Source organism: Pseudohongiella sp., assembly GCF_011050365.1.
Lineage (GTDB): Bacteria > Pseudomonadota > Gammaproteobacteria > Pseudomonadales > Pseudohongiellaceae > Pseudohongiella.
On the sequence record NZ_DRFV01000001.1, the window covers coordinates 88,210 to 114,317 of the forward strand.

17 protein-coding genes and 1 pseudogene are annotated in these 26,108 nt (G+C 56.8%); 12 read left to right on the forward strand and 6 right to left on the reverse strand.

Going from position 1 to position 26,108, the window contains the following annotated elements; translation table 11 throughout:
• Window positions 1–8: 8 nt before the first annotated feature.
• The 4 genes from radA to ENH71_RS00410 all read left to right on the forward strand — a co-directional run bounded on the left by radA (window position 9) and on the right by ENH71_RS00410 (window position 5,281).
• Window positions 9–1,406, forward strand: a complete 1,398-nt coding sequence (gene radA / locus ENH71_RS00395) for a DNA repair protein RadA (protein ID WP_294132986.1) — start codon at window positions 9–11, stop codon at window positions 1,404–1,406.
• A 19-nt stretch (window positions 1,407–1,425) separates the two neighbouring features.
• Window positions 1,426–2,376 (forward strand): ABC transporter ATP-binding protein, encoded by a 951-nt coding sequence (locus tag ENH71_RS00400; protein ID WP_294132983.1) that lies wholly within the window; start codon window positions 1,426–1,428, stop codon window positions 2,374–2,376.
• Window positions 2,376–3,137, forward strand: a complete 762-nt coding sequence (locus ENH71_RS00405) for an ABC transporter permease (RefSeq protein WP_294132980.1) — start codon at window positions 2,376–2,378, stop codon at window positions 3,135–3,137. Before ENH71_RS00400 ends, ENH71_RS00405 begins: the two co-directional genes overlap by 1 nt.
• A 209-nt stretch (window positions 3,138–3,346) precedes the next feature.
• Window positions 3,347–5,281, forward strand: coding sequence for a methyl-accepting chemotaxis protein (locus ENH71_RS00410; RefSeq protein ID WP_294132978.1), 1,935 nt, complete (start codon window positions 3,347–3,349; stop codon window positions 5,279–5,281).
• A 25-nt stretch (window positions 5,282–5,306) separates the two neighbouring features.
• Here the strand turns inward: ENH71_RS00410 and ENH71_RS00415 are convergent, their stop codons facing one another.
• Window positions 5,307–6,749, reverse strand: a complete 1,443-nt coding sequence (locus ENH71_RS00415) for a sensor domain-containing diguanylate cyclase (RefSeq protein ID WP_294132976.1) — start codon at window positions 6,747–6,749, stop codon at window positions 5,307–5,309.
• Between the two features lie 252 nt (window positions 6,750–7,001).
• Here ENH71_RS00415 and ENH71_RS00420 point away from each other — a divergent pair, with 252 nt between their 5' ends.
• Both ENH71_RS00420 and ENH71_RS00425 read left to right on the forward strand, forming a co-directional pair.
• Entirely contained in the window at window positions 7,002–7,721 is a 720-nt protein-coding gene (locus ENH71_RS00420; protein ID WP_294132973.1) for a DUF599 domain-containing protein, read from the forward strand.
• A gap of 29 nt (window positions 7,722–7,750) precedes the next feature.
• Complete coding sequence (locus ENH71_RS00425) at window positions 7,751–10,306, forward strand: bifunctional diguanylate cyclase/phosphodiesterase (protein ID WP_294132969.1); 2,556 nt, start codon at window positions 7,751–7,753, stop codon at window positions 10,304–10,306.
• Here ENH71_RS00425 and ENH71_RS00430 read toward each other — a convergent pair.
• Window positions 10,292–11,464, reverse strand: a complete 1,173-nt coding sequence (locus tag ENH71_RS00430) for a type III PLP-dependent enzyme (protein WP_294132966.1) — start codon at window positions 11,462–11,464, stop codon at window positions 10,292–10,294. The two genes, ENH71_RS00425 and ENH71_RS00430, sit on opposite strands and share 15 nt — an antisense overlap.
• Window positions 11,465–11,591: 127 nt before the next feature.
• On the opposite strand from ENH71_RS00430, the gene ENH71_RS00435 reads away from it, so the two are divergent.
• Together ENH71_RS00435 and ENH71_RS00440 are read left to right on the forward strand one after the other, a co-directional pair.
• Complete coding sequence (locus tag ENH71_RS00435; RefSeq protein ID WP_294132964.1) at window positions 11,592–13,337, forward strand: ABC transporter transmembrane domain-containing protein; 1,746 nt, start codon at window positions 11,592–11,594, stop codon at window positions 13,335–13,337.
• Window positions 13,294–15,081, forward strand: a complete 1,788-nt coding sequence (locus ENH71_RS00440) for an ABC transporter ATP-binding protein (RefSeq protein WP_294132962.1) — start codon at window positions 13,294–13,296, stop codon at window positions 15,079–15,081. The genes ENH71_RS00435 and ENH71_RS00440 overlap by 44 nt, the downstream gene beginning before the upstream one ends.
• Before the next feature lie 194 nt (window positions 15,082–15,275).
• Here ENH71_RS00440 and ppdK read toward each other — a convergent pair whose 3' ends face one another.
• From ppdK to ENH71_RS00460, 4 genes and pseudogenes are all read right to left on the reverse strand, one after another.
• The gene (ppdK, locus tag ENH71_RS00445) at window positions 15,276–18,020 is read right to left on the reverse strand and encodes a pyruvate, phosphate dikinase (RefSeq protein WP_294132961.1); all 2,745 of its coding nucleotides are present in this window, start codon (window positions 18,018–18,020) and stop codon (window positions 15,276–15,278) included.
• A gap of 199 nt (window positions 18,021–18,219) precedes the next feature.
• Window positions 18,220–19,020, reverse strand: a complete 801-nt coding sequence (locus ENH71_RS00450) for an esterase/lipase family protein (RefSeq protein ID WP_294132960.1) — start codon at window positions 19,018–19,020, stop codon at window positions 18,220–18,222.
• A 132-nt stretch (window positions 19,021–19,152) separates the two neighbouring features.
• Window positions 19,153–19,896 (reverse strand): annotated as a pseudogene (locus ENH71_RS00455) (slipin family protein); the annotation flags it as partial.
• 33 nt (window positions 19,897–19,929) lie between these two features.
• Complete coding sequence (locus ENH71_RS00460) at window positions 19,930–21,300, reverse strand: NfeD family protein (RefSeq protein ID WP_294132957.1); 1,371 nt, start codon at window positions 21,298–21,300, stop codon at window positions 19,930–19,932.
• Window positions 21,301–21,534: 234 nt separating this feature from the next.
• On the opposite strand from ENH71_RS00460, the gene ENH71_RS00465 reads away from it, so the two are divergent.
• The 4 genes from ENH71_RS00465 to ENH71_RS00480 all read left to right on the forward strand — a co-directional run bounded on the left by ENH71_RS00465 (window position 21,535) and on the right by ENH71_RS00480 (window position 26,057).
• On the forward strand, window positions 21,535–22,494 hold the full coding sequence (locus ENH71_RS00465) for a monooxygenase (RefSeq protein WP_294132955.1): 960 nt from the start codon (window positions 21,535–21,537) through the stop codon (window positions 22,492–22,494).
• 361 nt (window positions 22,495–22,855) lie between these two features.
• A complete protein-coding gene (locus tag ENH71_RS00470; RefSeq protein WP_294132952.1) occupies window positions 22,856–23,719 on the forward strand; it encodes a redoxin domain-containing protein in 864 nt (287 codons plus the stop codon).
• Window positions 23,720–23,904: 185 nt separating this feature from the next.
• The gene (locus ENH71_RS00475; RefSeq protein ID WP_294132950.1) at window positions 23,905–24,861 is read left to right on the forward strand and encodes a monooxygenase; all 957 of its coding nucleotides are present in this window, start codon (window positions 23,905–23,907) and stop codon (window positions 24,859–24,861) included.
• A gap of 239 nt (window positions 24,862–25,100) precedes the next feature.
• Window positions 25,101–26,057 (forward strand): monooxygenase, encoded by a 957-nt coding sequence (locus ENH71_RS00480; RefSeq protein WP_294132947.1) that lies wholly within the window; start codon window positions 25,101–25,103, stop codon window positions 26,055–26,057.
• Window positions 26,058–26,108 lie beyond the last annotated feature (51 nt).

Consider the following 26,108-nt stretch of genomic DNA (forward strand, 5'->3'; position numbering starts at 1 on the left):
GTGTCCCTATGGCCAAAACCGCGAAAACCAAAACCGCCTATGTCTGCAGCGACTGCGGCACCGAGCACGGCAAATGGCAGGGCCAGTGTGTGGCCTGCAAAGAGTGGAACACGCTGACGCGCATCAGTCTGGGTGGTAGCAATAGGACCACCAATCAGTCGCCCTCGGTGCAGGCGGATTTCCGCCGCCAGGGTTATGCCGGTGAGCGCTCCGCTGCGGTGCAGGATCTGTCTGAGATTGATGTGGCGGCAGTACCACGATTTTCCTCCACCATGGGTGAGCTGGACCGCGTGCTGGGTGGTGGTCTGGTGCCAGGGTCAGTCATTCTGATCGGGGGTAACCCCGGCGCCGGCAAAAGCACGCTGCTGCTGCAGATCATGTGTATGCTGGCGCAGCAGATGCCGGCCATGTATGTCACCGGTGAGGAATCATTGCAGCAGGTGGGCATGCGCGCCAAACGTTTGGGGTTGCCGGAAAAGAATCTGAAAATGCTGGCTGAAACCCAGGTCGAAACCATCTGTGAACTGGCCTCGGAAATCCAGCCCCGGCTATTGGTGGTAGACTCCATTCAGGTCATGCACAGCGGTGATGTCGCGTCAGCGCCGGGCAGTGTGTCGCAGGTGCGTGAGTGCGCCGCCTATCTGATCCGTTACGCCAAGCAGACCGGCACCGTGCTGTTTCTGGTTGGCCACGTCACCAAGGACGGCACGCTGGCCGGTCCCAAGGTGCTGGAACACATGATCGACTGTTTCATCATGCTCGAAGGCGGCAGTGATACCCGTTTCCGCATCCTGCGCGGGCAGAAGAACCGCTTTGGCGCCGTCAATGAGCTGGGCGTGTTTGCCATGACCGAAAAGGGCCTGAAGGAAGTAAAAAATCCGTCGGCCATTTTCCTGGCGCGCACCGAAGAGGAAAGCCCCGGCTCGCTGGTGATGGTGTTATGGGAAGGCACCCGCCCCCTGTTGGTGGAAATTCAGGCCCTGGTCGACGGCGGCCAGGGCGGCAATCCGCGCCGGCTGGCGGTGGGGCTGGATCAGAACCGGCTGGGCATGTTGTTGGCGGTGTTGCACCGTCATGGTGGTCTGTATATGGCCGACCAGGATGTGTTTGTTAACGTGGTTGGTGGCGTCAAGGTCACCGAAACCAGCGCTGACCTGGCACTGCTGCTGGCTATTGTCTCCAGCTTCCGCGACCGCGCCCTGCCACACGAGCTGGTGGTGTTTGGTGAGGTGGGGCTGGCCGGTGAGATCCGCCCGGTACCCAGCGGCCAGGAAAGACTGCAGGAAGCGGCCAAACATGGCTTCCGCAAAGCGATTGTGCCCAAGGCCAATTGTCCGAAATCGCCGATCGCCGGGATGGAAATCATCGGCGTGAGTAAACTCTCCGAAGCGTTGGCAGCGCTGTAAGCTGACATTGGAAACCGCAATGGAAAAGCAACAATTTGAACAAAAGCAGGAGCCTATTGTCTCCATCAAGAACCTGAACAAAACCTACAAGGGTGGTTTTCAGGCGCTGAAGAACATTAACCTGGATATTTACCCGGGCGAGATTATTGCCCTGTTGGGTCCCAACGGCGCCGGTAAAACCACGCTGATCTCTACCATCTGTGGTATTGCCCAGGCCACCAGCGGCACGATCACGGTGGGTGGTAAGGATATCTACAAGGATTTTCGCACCACGCGGTCCCTGATTGGCCTGGTGCCGCAGGAGCTGACCACCGACTCCTTTGAAACACCGTGGGTAACGGTGAGCTTCAGCCGGGGTCTGTTTGGCAAAGCCAAGGATCCGGCCTACATTGAGAAGGTGTTGAAGGATGTGTCGCTGTGGGAAAAGCGCGACAACATGATCCGCACGCTCTCCGGTGGCATGAAGCGCCGGCTGCTGATCGCCAAGGCGTTGTCGCACGAGCCGCGTATTCTGTTTCTGGATGAGCCGTCGGCGGGTGTGGATGTCGAGCTGCGTCGGGAAATGTGGCAACTGGTGCACAGGCTGCGTGAAAGCGGCGTCACCATTATCCTGACTACGCACTACATCGAGGAAGCTGAAGAGATGGCCGATCGCATTGGTGTGATTGCCAATGGCGAGCTGATCCTGGTGGAAGACAAAAAGAGCCTGATGCAGAAGCTGGGCAAAAAGCAGTTGCTGCTGGAACTCAAGCAGCCGCTGGCGGCATTGCCGGATGCGCTGAAAGCATTCGAGATTGAACTGAAAGACGACGGTTACACCCTGGTTTACACCTTTGATACCCAGGCAGAACGCACCGGTATTACCACGGTGCTGGACGCATTGCGCGAAGCGCATATCAGTTTCCGCGACCTGAGCACCACACAAAGCTCGCTGGAAGATATTTTTGTTCGCCTGGTGGAGGAAGCCTGATGAATCTGCATGCTGTTAACGCAATCTATCGTTTTGAAATGGCGCGCACGCGTCGTACCCTGCTGCAGAGTGTGGTGGCGCCGGTGATTTCGACCTCGCTGTATTTTGTGGTGTTTGGCGCTGCCATCGGTTCGCGCATCGACCAGATTGATGGCGTCAGCTACGGCGCGTTTATTGTGCCCGGCCTGATCATGCTGTCACTGCTGACGCAGAGTATTTCCAACGCGGCATTCGGGATTTATTTTCCCAAGTTTACCGGCACCATTTATGAATTGCTGTCGGCGCCTGTGTCCATGCTGGAAGTGGTGCTGGGTTATGTCGGGGCCGCGGCCAGCAAGGCGCTGGCGCTGGGGCTGATCATATTGGGGACGGCGACATTTTTTGTTGATCTGCACATTCAGCATCCCCTGGTGATGCTGATGTTCCTGGTGCTGACCGCCGTCAGTTTCAGCCTGTTTGGTTTCATCATTGGTATCTGGGCGGATAATTTTGAGAAATTGCAGATGATCCCGTTGCTGGTGGTGACACCACTGGTGTTCCTGGGCGGCAGTTTTTATTCCATCAGCATGCTGTCACCGACCTGGCAGATGGTGACCCTGTTTAATCCGGTGCTGTATCTGGTGAGCGGGCTGCGCTGGAGTTTTTATGGCCAGTCCGACGTCAATGTCTGGATCAGCGTGTGTATAATTTTTGGCTTTCTGGCCGCGTGCATGGCGGTGGTGGGCTGGATCTTCAAGACCGGTTACCACTTGCGCAACTGACCATTGGCCTGCCCTGCCGGGCGTCACGCATCGGCGGGGCAGGGTCCTTTAGCCCCGATAAAGTCTGCATCCCTCCTGGCAAACGGCACTGTCTGTCGTTTATACAATAAACTGTTTATTCAAGTCATACCCGGTCTGGTCGATAGTCAGGTAAGAGTATTTTTCCCACTTTCCTGTTTTCACTGCAGCCACGCTGCGTAAGGCTAACCATGTCCGCCAAACCATCACCTTCATTGAGCTTTGGGGCTCGCCTGACAATCTGGATGACCGGCGTGGTGCTGGTATCTGTGGTGCTGGTGTCCAGCCTGGTGTACGCCTCGTACCGGGATTCGTTTACCGATGTCACCATGAGCGAGCTGGAGGTATCGGGCTCCCTGAATGTGCGCTCGTTCCTGGATTGGGCGCTGGCGCGACAGGACGAAATGCGTTTCCTTGCCAGTCTGGATTCGGTGCGCTTTCAGGAACTGGCGCAAATCGAACATCTAATGCTGCAGATTGCCAACGCACAGGGCTTTTATGACACCATCTTTTTTGTCGACCCCGCCGGTTCTGGTGTGGTGGGCGTTGAGTACGATGGCAGTAGCGGACGTATTCTGTCGCCGGAAGAAGCGCAGGCCTTTGCGGTGGCAGATCGCGCCTGGTTCCGGCAGGCCATCGGTGGTGAGGACGCATTTTCGCAGCCGGTGATTTCCCGTGCCACCGGCAACCAGGTCAGCACCGTTGCCATTCCGGTGCGTGTCGCCGGCCAGGTGGTTGGCGTCATGCGTGGCGCCGTGCGTGTGGATACCATTCTTGGTCGTGTCAGCGAGCTTGGTGGTGCAGAGGGCCAGGAAGTGTATCTGCTGGGGTCCGATGCCATGCCCGTGACGCCGACACAATCCATCCGCCAGATGGACCAGCCCGTGGATACCGTTGCGGGTGACGCCATCGCCGCTGGTCGCAGTGGCACCGGCCAGTATACCAATGCTGCCGGCACGCCGGTCGTGGGCAGTTATACCTTCATGCCTCTGTTAGGCTGGGGCCTGGTGCAGGAAACCCGCCAGGACGTAGCCTTTGCTGAACTCAATACCATGTTCTGGACCATTGTCGCGGTGACCCTGGTGGTGCTGTTGGTTGCCATCGCCGCCAGCATTACACTGGTTCGCAGTGTGGTAAAAACGCTGGGCGGCGATCCCGAATATGCCGCGCAGGTGGTGCACCGGGTAGCGCAGGGCGACCTGACCGAAGCCATCACCCTGAAGCCGAACGACACGCACAGCCTGCTGGCATCGATCAATACCATGCAGAGCAGTTTGCGCACCATGCTGAATGAGGTCATGCAGTACGCCGAGCAGGTGGCGTCAGCCGCCACCGAGCTGACCCAGGTCAACGAAATAACCAGCGGCGGTATCATCGATCAGAACAATCGCATCGACAGCACGGCGGCGGCAATGAACGAGATGACAACCACGGTGGAGGAAGTGGCCTCCAATACGCACCGGGCGGCCGACAGTGCCCGTCAGGTCAGCGTGGACGCATCCACCGGGCGTGATGTGGTGGTGGCGACCGTGGCCGCCATCAGCGCTTTGTCCAAAGAGATTGAAAACGCGGTAAACGTAGTCACGGAATTGCGCAGCGACAGCGACCGGATTGGCAGCGTCCTGCAGGTCATTGAAAATATTGCCGAGCAGACCAATCTGCTGGCGCTGAACGCCGCCATCGAATCTGCACGCGCCGGCGAAAGCGGTCGTGGTTTTGCCGTGGTGGCCGATGAGGTGCGTTCACTGGCCAGCCGCACCAAGGATTCGACTACCGAGATTCAGTCGACCATCGAAAAATTGCAGGGCGGGGCGGTAAGGGCGGAAAAAGTCATGCAGGACAGCCGGGCCGGGGCCACGTCCATGGTGGATCGTATCCAGGAAACCGATCATGCGTTGGAGCGAATTGCCCAGGGCGTGTTGCTGATCGAGGAAATGACCCAGCAGATCGCCAGTGCCGCCGAACAGCAGACCTCGGCTGCGCGCGAGATCAACAAGAATATTCACGGTATCAGCGACGTGGCCGAACATACCGGTCGCAGCGTGACGCAGTCGACCGAAGCCAGCGAGTCACTGGCCGGGCTCGCCGAACGTTTGCGCTCGCTGGTTACGCAGTTCCGGGTCTGAGCAGAAGCAGACCCGGAAGACACGCCTACCGGGCAGCGGAGACCTGATCCCTGCCACTTTCCTTCGCCTGGTACAGGGCGGCATCGGCCCGTGCAATGAACGGATCCAGCGCTTCGCCGGGCACATACTCGGTGACGCCCAGACTCAGGGTGACACGAAGCTGATTGCGGCCAAAGGCAACCGATTGTTCCTTGACGGCCTGACGAATGATCCCGGCGCGCTTGATGGCTTCGTCAAAGGCGCAGTTGTCCAACAGCAGAATGAATTCTTCGCCACCCCAACGGCACAGCGTATCGCTGTGGCGGGTATGCTGCTGGATGGCCCTGGAGACTGCCTGCAACACGATATCGCCGGCCTGATGGCCATAAATATCGTTAATCTTTTTGAAATAGTCGATATCGATGCTGATCAGTGACACAGGGCGTGGATAACGCTGGGTGTTGCGGGACAGATGGTCGAAAATCATTTCGAACAGGTGGCGGTTGGCGACACCGGTTAACCGGTCTTTGGTGGCCATTTCTTCCAGACGGCGCTGGTATGAGCGCAACGTGAAATGCGCGATGATCAGCACCAGCACCATGATGGCGGCGGAAAGGCCGATATTCAGCAACAGGGTGTTATCCAGGCGTTGTTCGGAGACGGTGGCATCCTGTTCCACGATCAGGTACCAGTCGAACTCGGGAACCAGCCGGCTGTTGAGAAATACCTTGTGGCCCTGACTGTCTTCATATTCCAGCGATGCACTGGGTGTGCTCAGAACCTGAGTGGCAACGGCGCCCAGTGAGGCGCGATCCTGCAGCCGTGAGCTGCGACCATAGCCGCGTCCGGTTAACGTGACATTGCCTTGCCGGTCGACAAAATAGATGGTGCGGTTATAGCGCTGCTGATAGGTGTCAATCAGCTCGGTTACCGCTGCCACTGACAGGCCGACACCGGTGGCGCCCATGTACTGGCCATTGTAATCACTGACCCGGTAGTTGATAAAGATGCTGACGCGGCTGCGGTCGGCGGTATCGGTATCCACATTGACCTCGTAGGGATCACGCATACTGCGTACACGGAAATACCAGTCGTCGTCGGGGTCCTGTTCGCTCACTGTCTTCAGTATGCCGGTGGGGTGGTAATACTGACGGCTTTGCTCGGATACATAAAAGGCGGTGATGGTGTCATATTCCTGCTGTATTTCGTTCAGGTAGGCGACGATGCGACTGGGGTCTTCTTCGCCGGTCAGTGCCCAGTCGCGCACAAAGGTGTCGGTCGCCATGACCGAGGAGATCAGAATGGGGCGCAGCAGGTCGCGTTGAATCTCGGAATAGATGTTGTCACTGGTCAACGGCAGCATTTGCTCGGAGATGTTGCGGGACAGTGAGTCCTGTGCCACAAAATAACTGGTGAGACTGGTGGCCATGAAGCCGATGACCATCAGCGCCGTCAGCGCGCTGACAAATAACAGTTTTCTTTTGTACATCGTGATCCTGTCTGCATTGTTTTGTCGTATGATTCAAGTACTGAACTAAGACTCAGGCGTGTCAGGTCGCCGGGTCAGGGGCCGATACAACAATAAATGTTGTCCGCGGGGCCGGGCTGCGGTGGGTCCGGGCCGGATATTACCATCAAATTAAAACCACGGGCAGTCATCGATGCTCATGCTGAAAGGCTTGTCAGCATGCCGCCCGTGGTTTACTGTCAACGCTGTAAATGTTTATCAGATGACCGGTTCATGATTCCATCAACACTGACCTACCTGCAGGAAAACCAGCTTAATGTGCTGGCCCTGATCTTCTTTCTGGGCTGTTTTCGCGGCTATCTCTACTACACCTCATTGCGCGCGGTGGATACGCCGTGTCTGGCCTATGCCATGCACCGGTTCCGCAAACAATGGATACGCATGGCGCTGACCCGGGAGAACCGGATCGCCGACACCAATATTGTCGCCAACCTTGAGCGCAATGTGTCATTTTTTGCGTCGGCCTCATTGCTGGTACTGGCTGGTCTGGTGACCCTGCTGAACTCGTCGGATGCGGTGATGGGCATGCTGGCTGACTTTCCGTTTTCCGACCAGAGCACGCGCGGGGAATGGGAAGTCAAAGTCATGCTGCTGATGTTTCTGTTTGTGTATGCCTTTTTCAAGTTCACCTGGAGTTTGCGCCAGTACGGTCTGGTGTCGGTGATGATCGGTGGCGCGCCGGAGCTCAAGCTGCTGCCCACCGAGGAAGAAATGGCACGACACGTCGATTCAATTTCCAAGATGTCATCCAAGGCGTCGGGCAATTTTAACAATGGTTTGCGCAGTTACTACTTCAGCATGGCTGCGTTGAGCTGGTTTGTTAATGCCTGGTTCTTTATTGCGCTGTCCGCCTTCGTGGTGTTTGTGTTGTACCGCCGGGAGTTCAAATCCGACACGCTGGGCATCATGATGGAAGACCTGCCCGACGCCTGATACCCATAATTGATAGCGGACACCGCCTGATGTTGAAATCGCTGGTCAAGAAGCGCTCCCTGATACTGTCATTACTGACGCTGGCGTTGATAGTGGTTGCAGTGCAGCGCTATGTTGAAAACCGCTATCGTGATCAATTGCGATTTGTGCAAAATGAGACCATCAGCGAGCGTCTGAGCACCATCCGCTATCAGCTTGAAGGTGAGCTGAGCAATAACCTGTCGCTGATCAACGGCCTGGCTGCCTTCATCGCCTCCTACCCCGACTTTACTGAAGACCAGTACGAGCTTTATGCCAGTACCGTGCTGGCGCGTGAGCCGGCATTGGTGAATCTGGCGGCAGCGCCCGATCTTGTGGTTCGCTACGTCTACCCGTATGCCGGCAACGAAGCCGTTATCGGGCTTAACTATCTGCGACAGGCTAATCAGCGCGAGGACGTGGTGCGTGTGGTCGAGTCTGGCAGCATGATAATTGCCGGGCCACTGGAGCTGGTGCAGGGCGGGATGGCGTTTCTCGGCAGGGCGCCGGTTTATGTGCGGGGCGACGATGGTCTCCCCGACCTATGGGGTATTGTGTCGGCGCCGATTCTGGCGGACACCGTGTATGAAAATGCAGGTCTGACGGACCTGCCTTCAGATCTTGAATTCGCCATGCGCCGATCAGTTCAGTCTGGCGAAGACACGGTTTTTCTAGGCTCACCCGCTACCTTCAACAACCCTGCTGTCGTGATCATGCCGGTCACAGCCGGCGGTACTAGCTGGGAAATAGCGGCCGTGATGCCACTGACCCTGACGCCGGGGCTCACCGCAGTGACCCTGCTGCGTGCAGGCAGTGTCGCGGTGTTCCTGTTGCTGGCGGTGCTGGTGATCCTGCGCTACCGTCAGTTCGAAAACAATCAATCGCTAAGGCGGCTGATCTTCCGTAATGAGCGCTTCCTGCGCGCGGTTGAAACAGTGTCGCAGGTCGGCGGCTGGCGCTGGTCTGACGGGCTGTTCACTGAGCTGTCGACTCAGGCGCGGGACATCATGATGTTGCCGCGTGATGATGACAACGTCGACATGGACAGTTTTTGCTTCAGCCTGGACACCCGTGGTGCCGAGATGCTGACGCACTACATTACGCAGGCCGTCAGTTTGCGTCAGCGCATTGATCAGGAGCTGGAGCTGCGCCGCCGTGAAGGCCGTGTCATCTGGTTGCACCTGAAGGCTGAAGTGGCGGAGCTGGATGACAACCGGGTTGAACTCATTGGCGCCATTCAGGACATCACGCAGCAGAAAAAAGTGGATCAACTGATCGAGTACCAGGCCAACTATGACAGCCTGACCGGGCTGCCCAACCGCGGACTGTTCCAGGATCGCCTGCATACCGCGCTGCTGCACGCCAGGCGTCGAAGTACCCGCATTGCCGTGCTGTTTGTTGATCTGGATAACTTCAAATCGGTGAACGACAACCTGGGTCATGATGCCGGCGATGAGCTGCTGGTTGAGTCGGCGCAGCGCATTCAGGCCAGTATTCGCACCGTCGATACCGTGGCGCGTTACAGCGGTGATGAATTTGTCGCCTTGCTGGTGGATGTGTTTTCCGCCAGTGTGGTGTCGCGGATTGCGGATGACATTGTGCTGGCAATGCGACAACCGTTTGTACTGGGCGGGCGCCAGGTGTATTGCAGTGTCAGCATTGGCGTGGCGTTTTACCCCGATGATGGTGAAAGTGTGGATACGCTGGTGATCAAGGCCGACCAGGCCATGTACGAGGTCAAGAAATCCGGGCGCAATTCCTGGCAGTTTTACACCACGGCGATGCAGTTGGAGTCGGAACAGAAACACCATTTGTTCAACGAACTGGTGATGGCGATTGAACAGAAGCTGTTGACCGTGTTTTATCAACCGATCGTGGATGCCGCCAGCGGGCGGGTTACCGGTTGCGAGGCATTGGTGCGCTGGCAGCAGGAAGAGGGCGACTGGATTGGACCCGATATCTTTATTCCGATTGCCGAAGAGCGCGGCCTGATTAACCGTATCGATCTGTTTGTGCTGCAGTCCGCACTGCGTTTTCTTAATGAGCTGAATGCGTCATTGCCAAGCCCGATTTCGCTGTCAGTGAACGTGTCGCCGCGGGTGTTGCATTTGCGTGATGACGATGCCCAGGACTGGTTGCGGACGCTGGAGGCAGAGAAGAATGTGTCGGTCACCATTGAAATTACCGAGCGCGTGCTGGTGGAAGACAGTGTTAGTACCCATGAGATTCTGGACCAGCTGCATCGCGCAGGGGTACAGATTGCCATTGATGATTTTGGTACCGGTTATTCAGGTCTGAGTTATTTCTCACGCTTCCCTGTGTCGTCGGTAAAAATTGATCGCTCGTTTGTGCAGGATCTGGGGTTGCGCACCACCGAAACCACGCTGGTAGAAACCATTCTGCTGCTGGCGAGCAAGCTTGGTATCAAGGTGGTAGCGGAAGGTGTGGAGACGGAAAAGCAGGCGGCATTCCTGCGCGATAATCATTGTGATTATCTGCAGGGATACCATATTTGCCGGCCACTTTCCGGACAGGACTTCCGCGACTTTGTGTCAGACAAAGTATGATTTCAGGGGCGGGAAGCCATTGAACTCTACCGAGCTGTAGCTGGTGGTGTAGGCGCCGGTAGAGAACCAGTACAGGCGATCACCCGTGGCCAGGTTCAGCGGCAACTCGTATTTGTACTGTTCGTACATGATGTCGGCGCTGTCACAGGTCGGGCCAGCCAGGATCACTTCCTCGGTTTCGCCGGTTTTGTCGGTGTGGATGGGGAATTTGATGGCCTCGTCCAGAGTTTCGATAAGACCGGAGAATTTACCCACGTCAGTGAATATCCAGCGGTGCAGTGCGGTGTGTGATTTGCGTGAAATCAGCACCACTTCGGACACCAGGATGCCGGAGTTGGAAATCAGCGAGCGACCCGGCTCCAGAATAATCTGCGGGAAATCGTCGCCGAAATCTTCCTTGATAAAACGTGTGATTTCTTCGGCGTAGGTGGGCAGCGTATTGGCACGGGTGATGTAGTTGGCCGGGAAACCGCCGCCCAGGTTGATCATCTTGAGGACGATGCCGTCTTCTTCTTTCAGGCGCTCGAAAATGACCTTCACTTTGGCGATGGCCGCATCCCAGACCCCGATATCGCGCTGCTGCGAGCCCACATGGAAAGACACGCCGTAGGGTTCCAGGCCCAGTTCGCGTGCCAGGATCAGCAGGTCGATGGCCATGTCGGTATGACAGCCAAATTTGCGTGACAATGGCCAGTCAGCGGTGTGGCTGCCTTCGGTCAGAATCCGGACATACACGCGCGAGCCGGGGGCGGCGCGGGCGATGTTGCGCAGGTCGGCCTCCGAGTCGGTGGCAAACATGCGCACACCCTTGTCGAAGAAATAACGGATGTCCTTGCTCTTTTTGATGGTGTTACCATAGCTGCAGCGATCGGCACTGACGTCCAGCCCCAGCAGTTTGTCCAGCTCGTATATCGACGCCACGTCAAAATTGGAGCCCTTGTCACGTAACAGGGTCAGAACCTCCGGTGCCGGATTGGCTTTTACGGCGTAGTACACGTTGGCGTACGGAAAGTACTCGGCCAGCGTATCGTAGTGCTCGCTGATGGTATTCAGGTCGATGACCACAAAGGGTGTTTCCTTGGTGTCAGCGAGCGCTTTTATGCGATTAAAGGTGGGCAGCGGGTAGAAATCTTCGATTCTGATGGCTTCTGTGCTCATGCTAGATTTTAGCTCCTTCAGCATCGGCTGGGGACTGGATGGAAATCACTGGGCCCTGACCCGACCGGTCGGGGGCATTAACGCTCGGAGGCATTGTAACAAAGGCATCCGGCGTGGAACATTCGCAATGAATATATTTTTAAAACTGGGTTGGTATTTCCGTGCGGAGTGGCGACGCTATGCCGTGGCGGGCCTGTTGCTGGTGGCGGTCGATGTCATGGAGCTGATGATCCCCTGGCTGGTCGGGCAGTTGATTGATGACGTACTGGCGCAGCGGCTGCAACCCGAGAGCCTGTGGCGTTATGTGCTGATTATCGCCGCCCTGGCTGTTGTCATTTATGTCATGCGTTTCTTTTGGCGCATGTACCTGTTCAGTGCCTCTTTTCAGCTCGCCGAGCTGCTTCGTCAGCGCGTGTTCAAACAACTGACGACCATGGCGCCGGCATTCTATAACAGGCACCGCACCGGTGACCTGATGGCGCGCGCCACCAATGATGTTACCGCGGTGGAGATGACCGCCGGTGAAGGCGTGCTGTCGGGGCTGGATGGTTTGGTGACCGGCGTGCTGGTGTTGTTTGTGATGCTGATGTTTATCAACTGGCAACTGACGCTGGTGGCCCTGTTGCCGTTTCCCTTTATGGCCTGGTTTTTCTATGTCATCGGCAACCGTCTGCACGATGGTTTTCGTGATGCCCAGGAACGTTTTTCCGATCTCAATGACCGGGTGCAGGAAAGTGTTTCCGGCATCCGCATGATCCGGGCCTTCGGCCGGGAGGCGCGCGAAGACGAGGTCTTCCTGTCAGTGGCCGACCGCGCCGCCGAAGCCAATATGCGGGTGGCGACGACCGACTCCCTGTACGATCCGGCCATTTTCCTGACCGTGGGTGCCTCCTTCATGCTGTCCATCGGCATGGGGGCCTGGCTGGTGACCCGGGGTGAGATCACGCTGGGCGAGCTGACCAGTTTCACCATGTATCTGGGTTTTCTGATCTGGCCGATGTTTGCCTATGGCTGGCTGCTGAACCTGGTGGAGCGGGGCAATGCTGCCTATACCCGCATCAGTGCCTTGCTGGATGCGCGCTCACCGGTCGAAGACAGCGGTACCGAACAACAGGCACCGTCATTTGATGTGAGCTGGCGCATTGGCCGGTTCTGCTACCCGGGCAGCGACAATGCGGCGCTGGCCAATGTCGATCTGCTGGCGCGTCAGGGCCAGACACTGGGTATCGTGGGCGCCACCGGCGCCGGCAAGACCTCGCTGATCAACCTGCTGCTGCGGTATTACGACGACCCGGCGTGTGAGGTCGGCGTCGGGGGTATTCCGGTGTCTGGCTATGAGCTGCATGCGCTGCGCGATCTGGTCGCCGTGGTGCCGCAGGATGCCTTTCTGTTTACCGCAACCATTGCCGAGAACATTGCTTTGGGAAAACCCGGGGCTACGCTGGACGAGATTCGCGCGGTGGCGCGGCTGGCGGCCGTGGAGCAGGACATTCTGCGTTTTCCGGCTGCCTATGAGACGCTTGTTGGCGAGCGCGGGGTGACACTGTCCGGCGGGCAGAAACAACGCATCGCCATTGCCCGGGCGTTGCTGCTGGATGCGCCGATTCTGATTCTGGATGACGCGCTGTCGGCGGTGGATGTTGGCACCGAGCGCAGCATCCTGGCGCATCTGCGCGAAGCCCGCCAGGGGCGCACGACGCTGATTCTGTGCCATCGCCTGTCGGCGGTGGAAGATGCAGATCAGATTGCCGTGCTCAGCCATGGTGAGCTGGCGGAGCTGGGCACACACCGCGAACTGCTGGCCCGACAGGGCTGGTACGCCCGCATGTTTGATTATCAGCAATTGGAGCGGGCCGTTGTATCAGGACGATGATTTACCCAGACACGTCAACCGTGGCTCGCTGAAGCGCCTGCTGCGTTATGCCCTGGCGTATCCGCAGCTGTTGAAGCAGGCGGCCGTGTTTCTGCTGCTCACCACACTGGGTCAGGTGCTGGGCCCGGTGCTGATCAAGATATTCCTGGACGACTACGTCACCGAGGGGGTGTATCCGCTACGGGACATCACGCTGCTGGCGCTGGCCTATGCTGCCATGTATGGGGTGTCTGCGTGGGCCGGGTATTTGCAATCCATGCGTCTGAACGAGGTGGCGTTCTCGGTGGTGCGCAGAATCCGCTCGCAGGTGTTTGCCACTGTGATGCGCAAGCCGCTGAGTTTTTTTGACCACGAGCCCACCGGCAAACTGGTCTCGCGCATCACCAATGATACCGAGGCCATCAAGGACCTGTTTCTGCAGGTGATGGCGACCTTTGTGCAGAGCGTGGTATTGATCGTGGCGGTGTTTATTGCCATGGCGTTTCTGGACTGGCGACTGATGCTGGTGTGTCTGCTGATGATGCCGTTGATGGTGTTTGTCATGTTCAGATATCAGCGTCTGAGTGCGCCGCGTTATCACAAGGCGCGCAGCATTCTGAGTCAGATCAACGGCACGCTCAGCGAATCGATTCAGGGTATGAAAGTGATTCAGCTGATGAACCAGCAGCGCCGTTTTGATCAGCGCTTCACTGACACCAGTCAGAGCCATTTCACTGCCCGCATGCGCAACCTGAAGCTGGATGCGCTGTTGCTGCGGCCGATGCCGGATTTGTTGCGCACATTGACCCTGGCCGGTTTGTTGTTGTTCTTTGGCTGGCAGTCGATGGGGGCGGCAGTCGAGATTGGTGTCATCTATGCCTTTATCAACTACCTGTCGCGCATCACCGAGCCGATGCTGCAAATGACCCAGCGGCTGAGCATGCTGCAGCAGGCGGTGGTAGCCGGTGAGCGGGTATTCACTATCCTGGACGATGGCGCCGAAGATCACACGGCGGCCAATCAATTGATCGAAAGCGGCGAAGTGGCGTTCCGCGATGTGTCGTTCAGCTATGATGGCGAACACCCGGTGCTGAGCGATATCAATTTCACCGTCAGGCCCGGTGAGTTCTATGCCATTGTCGGTCACACCGGCAGCGGCAAGAGCACCCTGATGAGCCTGCTGATGCGCTTCTACGCACCTCAGTCCGGCGACATTCTGCTCGATGGCAAGCACATCAACGAGGTAGACCAGAACAGCCTGCGTGAATCGGTCGGGGTGGTGATGCAGGACCCGTTTATCACCACTGGCAGCGTGCGCGAGAACATCACACTGGGTCAGGATATGAGCGATGAGGTCGTGCTTGCCGCCGCGGGGCAGGCTCAGATTCACGACTACATCATGACCCTGCCTGAGGCCTACAACACGCCGATGGACGAGCGCGGCAGCAACTTCTCGACCGGTCAGCGCCAATTGCTGTCATTGGCCCGGACACTGGCCCACAAGCCGCGCATCCTGATCCTGGACGAGGCCACCGCCAACATCGACAGTCACACCGAAGCGGTGATTCAGCGCGCGTTGATGATGCTGCGCGGCGACACCAGCATCATCGCCATTGCCCACCGCCTGAGCACCATCACCGCCGCCGACCAGATACTGGTATTGCATCAGGGCGTGATCACCCAGCGCGGCACACACCAGCAGCTCCTCTCCGAAGATGGTTTATACAGGAATATGTATTTGCTGCAGCAATCACGGGTGGTTTAATCGAGCTAGATGCACTCTGTTCGACGGCTGGCGCCAGGGTGTATAGGCCTCGGAACGGTCGCCTTCGGCGCCCTGATTGTGGCGTACCATCCATGGCCGCCACCCTTTGGGGCGCCGCTGACGGGAGCCTAAAATTGCTCCTGGCAATTTTGTGTTCCTCGACGTACACACCCTGCCACCAGCCTCGGCAGTGGTTACTTCGCTGAGCGCAGCGCAGCCTGCGCCGCCGCAAGTCGTGCAATCGGCACACGGGGTGGTGAACAGCTCACGTAATGCAGACCCAGGTTGTGACAGAAATCGATCGAGTCCGGATCACCCGCGTGCTCGCCACAGATGCCCAGCTTCAGATCCTTGCGCGTCTTCTGGCCATTGGTGACCGCAAACTGCATCAGTTTGCCAACGCCCGACTTGTCCAGACTCGCAAACGGGTTCTTGCTGTAGATTTCCTTCTGCTGATAGACATCATAGAACATGCCCATATCATCCCGGCTCAGGCCCAGCGTAGTCTGGGTCAGGTCGTTGGTACCGAAACTGAAAAACTCGGCATGTTCCGCGATTTCGTCAGCTGTGATCGCAGCACGTGGCACTTCAACCATGGTGCCCACCATGTACTTGATTTCTACCTTCTTCTTTTTCATGACCTCGGCAGCTACGCGATGCACGATGTCCAGCTGGTCACCAAGTTCCGCTTTGAATCCCACCAGCGGAATCATGATCTCCGGATGCACCGTGACCGGGGTTTTGCCCGTCATCAGCTCGGCAACCGCTTCAAAGATTGCCTGCACCTGCATCTCCGTGATTTCCGGGTACAGAATGCCCAGACGGCAACCACGGCAACCCAGCATCGGGTTCTCTTCGTGCAATGCCTTGATGCGATCGATGACGAACTCAAGCGGCAGGCCCAGTTTGTCCGCCAGCTGACGACGCACTGCATCATCCTGTGGCAGGAATTCGTGCAAGGGCGGATCCAGCAAACGGATGGTCACCGGGCGACCGGCCATGGCCTTGAACAGACCGACAAAATCCTTGCGCTGCATGGGCAACAGTTTCTTCAACGCTTCGCGGCGCTGTACACCATCAACAGCCAGAATCATCTGACGCATGTCATCAATGCGACTGCCTTCAAAGAACATGTGTTCCGTGCGGCACAGGCCGATGCCTTCGGCGCCGTAGGCCACTGCGGTTCGCGCCATCGCCGGTGTATCGGCGTTGGTGCGGATGCGCAGCTTGCGATACTTGTCTGACCATTCCATCACGGTATTGAACAGCTCATAAGTGTAGCTGTCCTTGGCTTTCATCGAGCCATCGAGCACGCGCTTGACTTCAGAGTCCGCGCTCTCGATCAGGCCCTGATAAACCAGGCCGGTGGTGCCGTTGATGGAGATGTAATCGCCTTCTTTCAGCGTGATGCCGTTGGCGGTCAGGGTTTTTCTTTCGTAGTTGATGGTGATGTCACCGGCGCCGCAAATGCAGACCTTGCCCAGTTGACGTGCCACCAGTGCTGCGTGGGAAGACACACCGCCGCGGGTGGTCAGAATGCCCTGTGAATGCAGCATGCCTTTCAGGTCATCCGGCGAGGTTTCCGAGCGGCACAGGATAACCTTGTTGCCTTTGCGGGCTTCAATTTCAGCCTGCGCAGCGGTAAAGGCGATACGGCCAGTGGCCGCGCCCGGGCCGGCGGGCAGACCTTTACAGATCAGCTTCGCGTCCTTTTGTGCCTTGGCGTCAAATACCGGTACCAGCAGCGTGTCCACCGACTCTGCCGGTATTTTCAGCAGCGCTGTTTTCTGGTCGATCAGTTTTTCCTTGTTCAGCTCAACCGCAATACGGATGGCAGCCAGACCGGTACGTTTGCCGTTACGGGTCTGCAGAATGAACAGGCGACCATTTTCAATGGTGAACTCGAAGTCCTGCATGTCCTTGAAGTGTTTTTCCAGGCGGGTGCGGACTTTTTCCAGGTCGGTAAAGTTCTTTGGCAGCTCCTTTGCCATCGCCGCGATGGGCTTGGGTGTGCGCACACCGGCGACCACGTCTTCGCCCTGGGCGTTGGTGAGGTATTCGCCATAAAACACTTTTTCGCCGGTGGCCGGATCGCGGGTAAAAGCAACGCCGGTGCCGCTGTCGTCGCCGGCATTACCAAAGACCATGGCCTGAATGTTCACCGCAGTGCCCCACTCAGCCGGGATGCCGTACTGCGAGCGGTAGAGGATGGCGCGATCATTTTTCCAGGAGCCGAACACGGCACCAACGGCACCCCACAATTGCTCGTAAACATCCTGCGGGAAGCTGTTGCCGGTTTTGTCGGCAATCAGCAGCTTGTAGCGATTGACCAGTTCCTGCAGCTCTTCAGCCGTCAGTTCATTGTCCAGCTCCTTGCCCAGCGACTTCTTCATGTCATCCAGCAGGGCATGGAAAGGGCACTCGGACTCGTCGTTCAGTGCCTGCACGCCCATCACCACATCGCCGTACATCTGGATGAAACGGCGATAGCAGTCCCAGGCGAAGCGCGGGTTGCCGGAGATGTTGGCCAGGCCTTCAACGGTTTCGTCGTTCAGGCCCAGGTTGAGGATGGTGTCCATCATGCCCGGCATGGAGTCACGGGCGCCGGAGCGAACCGAGACCAGCAGTGGGTTGTCGCGGCCACCGAAGTCACGTTTCATCTGAGACTCAACGGCCTTGATGGCAGCTTCCACGTCTTTAGCCAGGGTTTTGGGGTAACTGCGGTCATGTGCGTAAAAGTAGGTGCAGACGTCGGTGCTGACGGTAAAGCCGGGTGGCACTGGCAGGCCGATGGCCGCCATCTCTGCCAGGTTAGCTCCCTTGCCGCCAAGCAGTTCGCGCATGCTGGCGTTGCCGTCGGTTTGCTGACCGAAGTTATATACGTATCTCGTTTTCTGCGAGCTGCTTTTTGTTTTGCTGGTATCAGATGTATTTTTCATGGTTCCCGGGTTCTTAAATCAGCAGAAGATGTCGATGTGCGCCTTCCTGGCAACTGAGAGGCAGTCTGGCGAGGGCCGCAAGGATAAAGCATGTGTCTGTTAAAATCCAGCTTACGGGAAGTTTTGACCGGGGCTTTATGTCTGCATTTGCTGGGAAGTGGCCGGTAATATGCAGCAACTACGCGATAATGTAGTAATACTACAAAGCAGGTATGCCGGAAGTGTTGGCATCGTCGCCATCAGGGTGGATAAAGTGGCCATTGCGCAGGAAGTACAGAGTCTGGTCGATAACTTCCATGCGCTGCATAATAAAGGTGTGTGTATAAGGGACTTCGATAAAGTCGTTCATGCCTTCTACTTTGGTGCTTTCTACGCTGACTTTGCCGTCGTCCCGGTCGGGGAGCGCGAGCGAGAACAGCGGGCTGATCGAGCGCGTGCCGGCGATGACGCCAAGCTCAAAATCATCAGCGGGAGGCAATTGCAGGGGGACACTGTTGCTGCCGGTGCCCAGTTGCAGCGCCGGTTCGCCACTGAACAGCTCAAACCCGGGCATGCTGCCAAAAACGTCTATCACCTCGCTGCCCCGGTTGGGCGGTGCCAACATGACAACGCGGCCGAGCTTGTTGATGGATTTCCGTGCCAGATAATGTCTGACCAGTATGCCGCCCAGCGAGTGGGTGGTGAAATGAATTTTTCGCACCAGATCCTGTTCACACTGCGCGATGCCTGCTTCAACGGCGACATCGGCGAGTTCTTCAATGCTGTGGTGACGGGAGTCATAGTAGGTGTTGGCAACCGAATAACCATTTTCCAGAAGCTCCTGCTGCAGGCGTTTCATGGAAAAATCGGTGCGGCTGAGGCCGTGTAACAAAACTACGCATTCGGGGCCATCCGCCCGCGCCAGCGTCGGCAGCACCGTGCCGGCGGTCAGCAGGCAGAGCAGCAACAGTCGCTGCGCGCTTGCCAGGCTGCTTATGGCATTGCTGGCGGTTCTGATCATCCTGGTTGCTCTGTTCGCAGTTCAGTCATGCGCGTCAGGGCTGCTGTCAGCGGGCGCGGCTGCTTTGTCGGCCGGTTTTTGCTGCTGCGGCGCGGGTGAGGCGCCGGGCCCGGCTCCGGTTTCCTGTAGCGTGGCGCCAAGCCGGCCGAGCCCTTCCATGATGTTCATGGGCAGCGGGAAAATGATGGTCGAATTCTGTTCCCCGGCGATTTCGGTCAGTGTCTGCAGGTAGCGCAGCTGGATTGATGCCGGCTGCGTGGCCAGCTGTTTGGCCGCTTCCACCAGCTTCTGCGAGGCCTCGAACTCGCCCTGGGCATGAATCACCTTGGCGCGTCGCGACCGCTCGGCTTCCGCCTGCTGTGCAATCGCACGAATCATGCTTTCATCGATATCGACATGTTTGATTTCAACATTGGAGACCTTGATGCCCCAGCTGTCGGTCATTTCATCCAGAATGTCCTGAACGTCGCGGTTCAGACGCTCGCGCTCGGACAGCAGTTCATCCAGTTCGTGCTGCCCCAGCACGGATCGCAAGGTGGTCTGCGCCAGCTGGCTGGTGGCTTCCATGAAATCCTCGACATTGATGACTGCTTTTTGCGGATCAACAACGCGGAAATACAGCACCGCATTCACCTTGACCGACACATTGTCCTTGGTGATCAGGTCCTGTGACGGGATATCCCAGACCGCTGTCCGCAAGCTGATTCTGACCATCTGCTGGATGACCGGGATCACGATGATCAGCCCGGGGCCCTTGACGGTCTGAAAGCGACCGAGCATGAAAATCACGCCGCGCTCGTATTCCTTGAGGATATTGAAGGTGCTGAACAACAGGCCGATGACGATGGCCGCCAGTACCAGGCTGAAAATTTCCATAACAACTCCGTCAATGCGTGTGGGGGTGAATGCTCAGGTCGGGTCCTGTTTGCTGACATGCAGGGTCAGGCCATTGATCTGATCGATGCGCAATCTGTCACCTTTGTGGACCGGTGTGCCGGTTTGGGCGGTCCAGGTTTCGCCGCTGACATGGACATGGCCTTCATGTGCAAAGTCTTCCATGGCCACTGCGGTCATCTGTAGCATTGCCGGGTCGCCGGTCACCGTTGGCTGGCGCCACGCCTTCAGTGCCGCACCCAGCACCATGATGATCAGGCCGCCGGTTGCCACCGTGACTGCGGCGATCAGTGGCAGCGAGATCTGCCAGGCTGCCGACTCTGTGTCCATCAGCATCACCGAGCCTATCACAAAGGCTGCCAGCCCACCCAGACCAAAGACTCCAAAGCTGGGCGAGATCACTTCGAACACGATCAGTCCGATGCCGACCGCCATCAGGGCCAGGCCGGCGTAGCTGATAGGTAGTAACTGCAGAGCATAGGCGCCGACCAGCAGGCAGATGATGCCGGTAATGCCGGGCAGCCCCAGTCCGGGGTTGTAGAACTCGAGAATCAGGCCGTAAACGCCGATCATCAGCAGGATATAGGCAATATTCGGGTTGGTGATAACATTGAGGAAGTCGTGTCGCCAGTCGGACTCAATGAGGGTGATATCGGCGTTGTCGACGTTAACGCTGAGTGTGCCGCGGGTCGTCTCCACGCGCAGACCGCTGGCGGCCTGCAGCAGTTCATCCAGATCGTTGGCGATCAGGTCAATAACGTCCTGTGCCAGTGCATCCGGGGCGGTCAGGTTGGCGGCATCGGCAACTGTCTGCGAGGCCCAGGCGGTGTTGCGTCCGCGCAGCTCCTGTAAACCCTCAAGATAGGCAGTGGCGTCGTTAATGGCTTTTTGTCCGGTCGCCGATGTCTGGGTGTCGGCGTCAGCCAGGCTCACGGGCGTAGAAGAGCCGATATTGGTTGCCGGTGACATCGCCGCGATATGGCTCGCGGCCGTTATGTAGGCGCCGGCGCTGGCGGCCCGGGCGCCCGCTGGCGCGACCCAGGTGGCCACAGGCACCGGGGAATCGAGAATTGCGCTGACAATGTCGCGCATGGAGCTGTCGAGGCCACCGGGGGTATTCATGCGCAAAACCAGCAGTGCGACATCAGCTTCTGCGGCCCGCTCCAGCACACGTTGAATGTGGTCTGACGTGGCCGGGCCCACCGGGCCGTCCAGATCTGTCAGCCAGACCTGGGGCGGTGCCGATTGGGTTTGCGCGGTCAGCGTTGTTGCAGCGCTCAATGACAGTAGCAGTGCCAGTAAAATGAACGGCATCAGGCGCGAGCCACGGGAGCCCCGCCGCGGTTGTCTGGCATACTTGCTTAACAGGTGCATTATGCTTGGCATAAGCGCATAATACGCCCGTATTTGAGGCAAGTCGAATAAGCTGTTTGCGCCGTAACCGACACACTTTGTTGCAAAAATGGCATGGCAAACGTTGTACTAGTTCGAAAACTTGGTTTACGATCCGTCGCAATGCTGAAAACCAATGATGCAGATACAAGACAGAAGGTGGTAGTTGTTGTCAGGGATAGTCTCTGCCAGCGTTCAGCCGCTAAACCCTGCGGGAGGAATTGCATAATGAAGAAAACCAGTATCGCTATGCTCGCTATGGCAGCTGCAGTAAGCTTTCAGGCTAACGCAGCTACCGGCGTTGACCCACTGACTGAAGTACAGCCAGTGGATGCCGAGTGGTTCTATAATGGCTCTGAGCCGGACCACATTGTTGAAGTTCCCAGTTTCAACGTTCCTGCAACCGGTGTTATCGACTACATCGACTCCGTTATTCCTCTGGAATTCGGCGAAGAGAAGTGGGTGAAAGCGGTTCAGTTCATTCCAGGTGACAAGCGCGTTCTTCACCACCTGTTGAGCTACGTTGTAGCCGATACGCCCGATGCTGGCGAAGGCATGCTCGACGAGACTGTTAACGATCCGCGTCGTGAATTCCTGGAAGGTTATGCACCTGGTAAGGAATACGCCACTGAGTTCCCCGAAAACACAGGTATCAAGGTACCTGAGGGTTCAGCTCTGCGTATGAGCATTCACTACACCTCTTTCGGTCAGGAAACGACTGACAGCACTCGTGTAGGTCTGTGGTTCGCTGACGAGAACGCAACGCCAGAGCGTGAATACCACACGTACTCTGTTGCCACTCCGATGAACCAGATCCAGATCCCGGCTGGTGCCAGAAACCATGAAGCATCTGCTTCACATGTGTTCGATGACGACATCATGCTGTACGGTTTCCGTGCTCACATGCACTACCGTGGCAAAGCAATGAGCGCGCGTGTTGTGTACCCGGACAACTCGTCCGAGGACCTGATCAACGTAGCTGATTACAACTTTGCATGGCAGCCGACTTACCGCTTCGATGAGCCGATGGTTCTGCCAGCTGGTTCACGCGTAGTCGTGGAAGGTCTGTTTGACAACTCTCAGTACAACCTGGGCGTTCCTGATCCAACCGTGGATGCAATGGGCGGCCTGCAGAGCTGGGAAGAAATGTTCATCGGTTACTTCTCTTACACTGACGTTCCTGAGTAACTGTCAGCTGTTTGCAAGTAATTGATTGAGCAGCACAAGATCAAAAAGGGCTGCTTCCCTGAGAAGCAGCCCTTTTTGTTTCTGCGCGAAAAGTATTTTAGATTGCACGTGTTTTAAACTGCCATAAGTTTGCGTCAGATTAAGAAATGCCGTCGTGAATAACGTATACTTGGCAACCTGATCTTTTGTTGTGCCTGAGTTTGGATTAAAGAGCTTTGCAGGACAGATTTTAATTCAGGTTGTATTAATCTAGTTGCTGTAATCTATAAGTCAGAAAAATAATATAACGTCGTGCGCCATCACCCATTTTGCTGTGGCGCTCTGCAGAATTATCCAGAGATAGTATGAGGGTTTGTTCATCATGAAAAAAATTAGCTGGTTGGCGCTGGTAGCAGCTGCCGCATTCAGTATTAACGCACACGCTGCGCCAGAGCGCGTAGGCGACTTTACCCTGATCGACGATGCCGGCAAGGCCCATCAGTTGAGCAAGTATGCGTTCAACAAGGCTGTGGTTATCGTGTCGCAGGCGTCAAATTGCACCATGAACCAGGAAAACATTGCGCGTTACAAGCAGTTGCGCACAAACTGGGATCACCGTGGCGTCAGCTTCCTGATGCTGAACTCTTCAGTTGATGACGATCGTGCTGACATTCGTGCAGAAGAAGCGGTCTGGAACTATGACTTCCCGATTATGGATGACGACGCACAGCTGGTTGCCAACGCGCTGGGCGTGACTCAGGCCGGTCAGGTTGTGGTTGTGGATCCGGTACGCATGAACGTTCTGTACCGTGGCCCGATGCCTGCACAGTGGGCACGCGCACCACTGGGTCAGGTGCTGGAAGCTGTTGTTGCTGATGGTGCTGACTCACGTCAGATGGATACTGTGACTGTAGACATGCCGGAAGCCGAGGGCTGTGCCCTGGACTTCCCGGTTGCCGAGCAGTACATGGCTGATGCGCCTGATTATGAGACCGAAATTGCTCCGATCCTGATCGAGCGCTGTGTCGGTTGTCACGTCGAAGGTGGTATCGGGCCGTTCGCCATGAACAGCCACATGATGATTCAGGGCTGGAGCCCGATGATTCGTGAGGTGATCATGACCAACCGTATGCCGCCGATGCAGGTTGACCCTGCGGTGAAAAGCTTCAGCAACTCGGGCAATATCCCGACTGAAGAGCGTCAAAAGCTGATCCATTGGATCAATGCCGGTTCGCCGCGTGATTGATTGCGTGTAAGTGATTGATAAAAGGGCCGTTCTTCGAAAGTGGAACGGCCCTTTTGCGTTGCTGCAGACTACACTTCACCTTGTAACTCAGTGTCAAAGGGTATACGCTGAAAATACCAGAAAATAAAAAAGTCAGTTCAATCAGGCCATCATGTCGATAGGCTTGAAACCTGCGAGAGGTGCTTATGAAAATCAAGACGACACTAACGGCTGCAGTGGCCATTGCCGCAGGCAGTCTTGCCCACGCCGGCGTTGATCCGCTGACACAAATCCAGCCGCCACAGAGCGAATGGGTGTATGACGGCAGCGCGCCTGACCACATCGTTGATGTGCCTGCCTTCCAGGTGCCGGCCACGGGTGTAATTGACTACATCAACACCGTTATCCCGCTGGAGTTTGAAGACGAACGCTGGGTCAAGGCTGTGCAGTTCATTCCGGGCGACAAGCGCGTGCTTCACCACCTGCTGTCTTACGTTGTCGCTGACAACCAGGACAACGAAGGCATGATTGATGAGGCGGTGAATGATCCGCGTCGCGAGTTTCTGGAAGGTTATGCGCCTGGTAAGGAGTATGCCACCGAGTTTCCGGAAAACACCGGTATCAAGGTGCCTACAGGCTCTGCGTTGCGCATGAGCGTGCACTATACTTCGTTTGGTCAGGAAACTGAGGACAGCACACGTGTGGGCCTGTGGTTTGCCGACAAAGATGACGAGCCGGAACTGGAATACCACACGCACTCGGTATCACCGGGTAACCGTACCGAGAACATTGTGATTCCGCCCGGCGCCATGAACCACGAAATGGCGGCAACGCATGTGTTTGAAGAAGACATCCTGTTGCGCGGTTTCCGTGCGCACATGCACTACCGTGGTAAGGCCATGGCAGCACGCGTGATCTATCCCGACAATACCTCGGAAGAGATCATCAATGTGCCGAACTATAACTTCGCCTGGCAGCCAACTTACCAGATGGAAGAGCCGATGGTGATTCCCGCTGGCTCGCGTGTCATCGTGGAAGGTCTGTTTGACAACTCCCAGTACAACCTGGGTGTACCGGACCCGACTGTGCCGGCCCTGGGCGGCCTGCAGAGCTGGGAAGAGATGTTTATCGGCTACTTCTCATACACAGACATTCCCGAGTAAAATCAGGAGTCTGGTGAGTTACTCAAAAAGGCGGTCCAGAGATGGGCCGCCTTTTTTTGTCAATAGACCTGTAACATTTTATTGCAATTTGCCTCGGGCCTATATTGTTTTGCACGATTGACTGGTTTAGAGTCTGAGCTAATGCAAGGCGGTTGTATGCAGATCATAATAAAAATGACAAATAGCATCGCGGCCTACATGCGGCCGCGCCCTCACAGGTTGTGACAGGAGCCGTAATAATGAAAAAAACCACGTTGTCCGCAGCACTTGTGTTGACGGCCGTCTGGGGCATGCATGCCCAGGCCGGAGTCGACCCGCTTTCCCAGATCCAGCCCCCCGCAAGCGAATGGACCCACGACGGTTCCGCGCCCGATCACATCGTTGAAGTGCCGCCATTTGCGGTACCTGCAACGGGTGTTATCGACTACATCAATTCCGTGATTCCGCTGGAATTTGGTGAGGAGAAGTGGGTGAAGGCCGTTCAGTTTATCCCCGGCGACAAGCGTGTATTACACCATCTGCTGTCATATGTGGTCGCCGATGATCAGAACAACGAAGGCACGATCGACGAGGCTGACAATGATCCGCGCCGCGAGTTTCTCGAAGGTTATGCCCCCGGAAAGGAGTATGCCACCCAGTTTCCCGGCAACACCGGGATCAAGGTGCCGGTTGGTTCGGCGCTGCGCATGAGCATTCACTACACGTCATTCGGCCAGGAAACCGTCGACAATACCAAAGTTGGTTTGTGGTTCTATGATGAAAACGAGGCGCCCGAGCTGGAGTACCATACGCATTCTGTCTCCGCCAATGGCGCCGATCGCCTGGTGATTCCACCGGGTGCCATGAATCACGAAATGGCAGCCAGCCATGTTTTTGAAGACGATATCGTGCTGCATGGTTTCCGTGCTCACATGCATTACCGGGGCAAGGCGATGTCAGCACGGGTGATCTACCCGGACAACACTGTGGAAGACATCATTAACGTGGCCGACTACAACTTTGCCTGGCAGCCTACTTACCGTATGGACGAGCCGATGGTGTTGCCGGCAGGCTCCAGAGTCGTGGTCGAAGGCTTGTTCGACAACTCTAAATATAACCCGGGTAATCCGGACCCGACCGTGCCTGCCATTGGCGGACCGCAGAGCTGGGAAGAAATGTTTATCGGCTATTTTTCTTACACAGACCTGCCGGAATAAGGTAAGTTAGTAAGCTGATTCGATAAGCAGACCGAAACAAGAAGGCTGCTT

Excerpts from the sequence above, each read along its gene's own strand:
- ppdK (WP_294132961.1), bottom strand. The coding sequence starts at position 18,020 with ATGAAAAATACATCTGATACCAGCAAAACAAAAAGCAGCTCGCAGAAA.
- ENH71_RS00435 (WP_294132964.1), top strand. The coding sequence starts at position 11,592 with ATGAATATATTTTTAAAACTGGGTTGGTATTTCCGTGCGGAGTGGCGA.
- ENH71_RS00410 (WP_294132978.1), top strand. The coding sequence starts at position 3,347 with ATGTCCGCCAAACCATCACCTTCATTGAGCTTTGGGGCTCGCCTGACA.
- ENH71_RS00465 (WP_294132955.1), top strand. The coding sequence starts at position 21,535 with ATGAAGAAAACCAGTATCGCTATGCTCGCTATGGCAGCTGCAGTAAGC.
- ENH71_RS00420 (WP_294132973.1), top strand. The coding sequence starts at position 7,002 with ATGATTCCATCAACACTGACCTACCTGCAGGAAAACCAGCTTAATGTG.
- ENH71_RS00470 (WP_294132952.1), top strand. The coding sequence starts at position 22,856 with ATGAAAAAAATTAGCTGGTTGGCGCTGGTAGCAGCTGCCGCATTCAGT.
- ENH71_RS00450 (WP_294132960.1), bottom strand. The coding sequence starts at position 19,020 with ATGATCAGAACCGCCAGCAATGCCATAAGCAGCCTGGCAAGCGCGCAG.
- ENH71_RS00430 (WP_294132966.1), bottom strand. The coding sequence starts at position 11,464 with ATGAGCACAGAAGCCATCAGAATCGAAGATTTCTACCCGCTGCCCACC.
- ENH71_RS00400 (WP_294132983.1), top strand. The coding sequence starts at position 1,426 with ATGGAAAAGCAACAATTTGAACAAAAGCAGGAGCCTATTGTCTCCATC.
- ENH71_RS00415 (WP_294132976.1), bottom strand. The coding sequence starts at position 6,749 with ATGTACAAAAGAAAACTGTTATTTGTCAGCGCGCTGACGGCGCTGATG.
- ENH71_RS00425 (WP_294132969.1), top strand. The coding sequence starts at position 7,751 with ATGTTGAAATCGCTGGTCAAGAAGCGCTCCCTGATACTGTCATTACTG.
- ENH71_RS00405 (WP_294132980.1), top strand. The coding sequence starts at position 2,376 with ATGAATCTGCATGCTGTTAACGCAATCTATCGTTTTGAAATGGCGCGC.
- radA (WP_294132986.1), top strand. The coding sequence starts at position 9 with ATGGCCAAAACCGCGAAAACCAAAACCGCCTATGTCTGCAGCGACTGC.
- ENH71_RS00480 (WP_294132947.1), top strand. The coding sequence starts at position 25,101 with ATGAAAAAAACCACGTTGTCCGCAGCACTTGTGTTGACGGCCGTCTGG.
- ENH71_RS00475 (WP_294132950.1), top strand. The coding sequence starts at position 23,905 with ATGAAAATCAAGACGACACTAACGGCTGCAGTGGCCATTGCCGCAGGC.
- ENH71_RS00460 (WP_294132957.1), bottom strand. The coding sequence starts at position 21,300 with ATGCCAAGCATAATGCACCTGTTAAGCAAGTATGCCAGACAACCGCGG.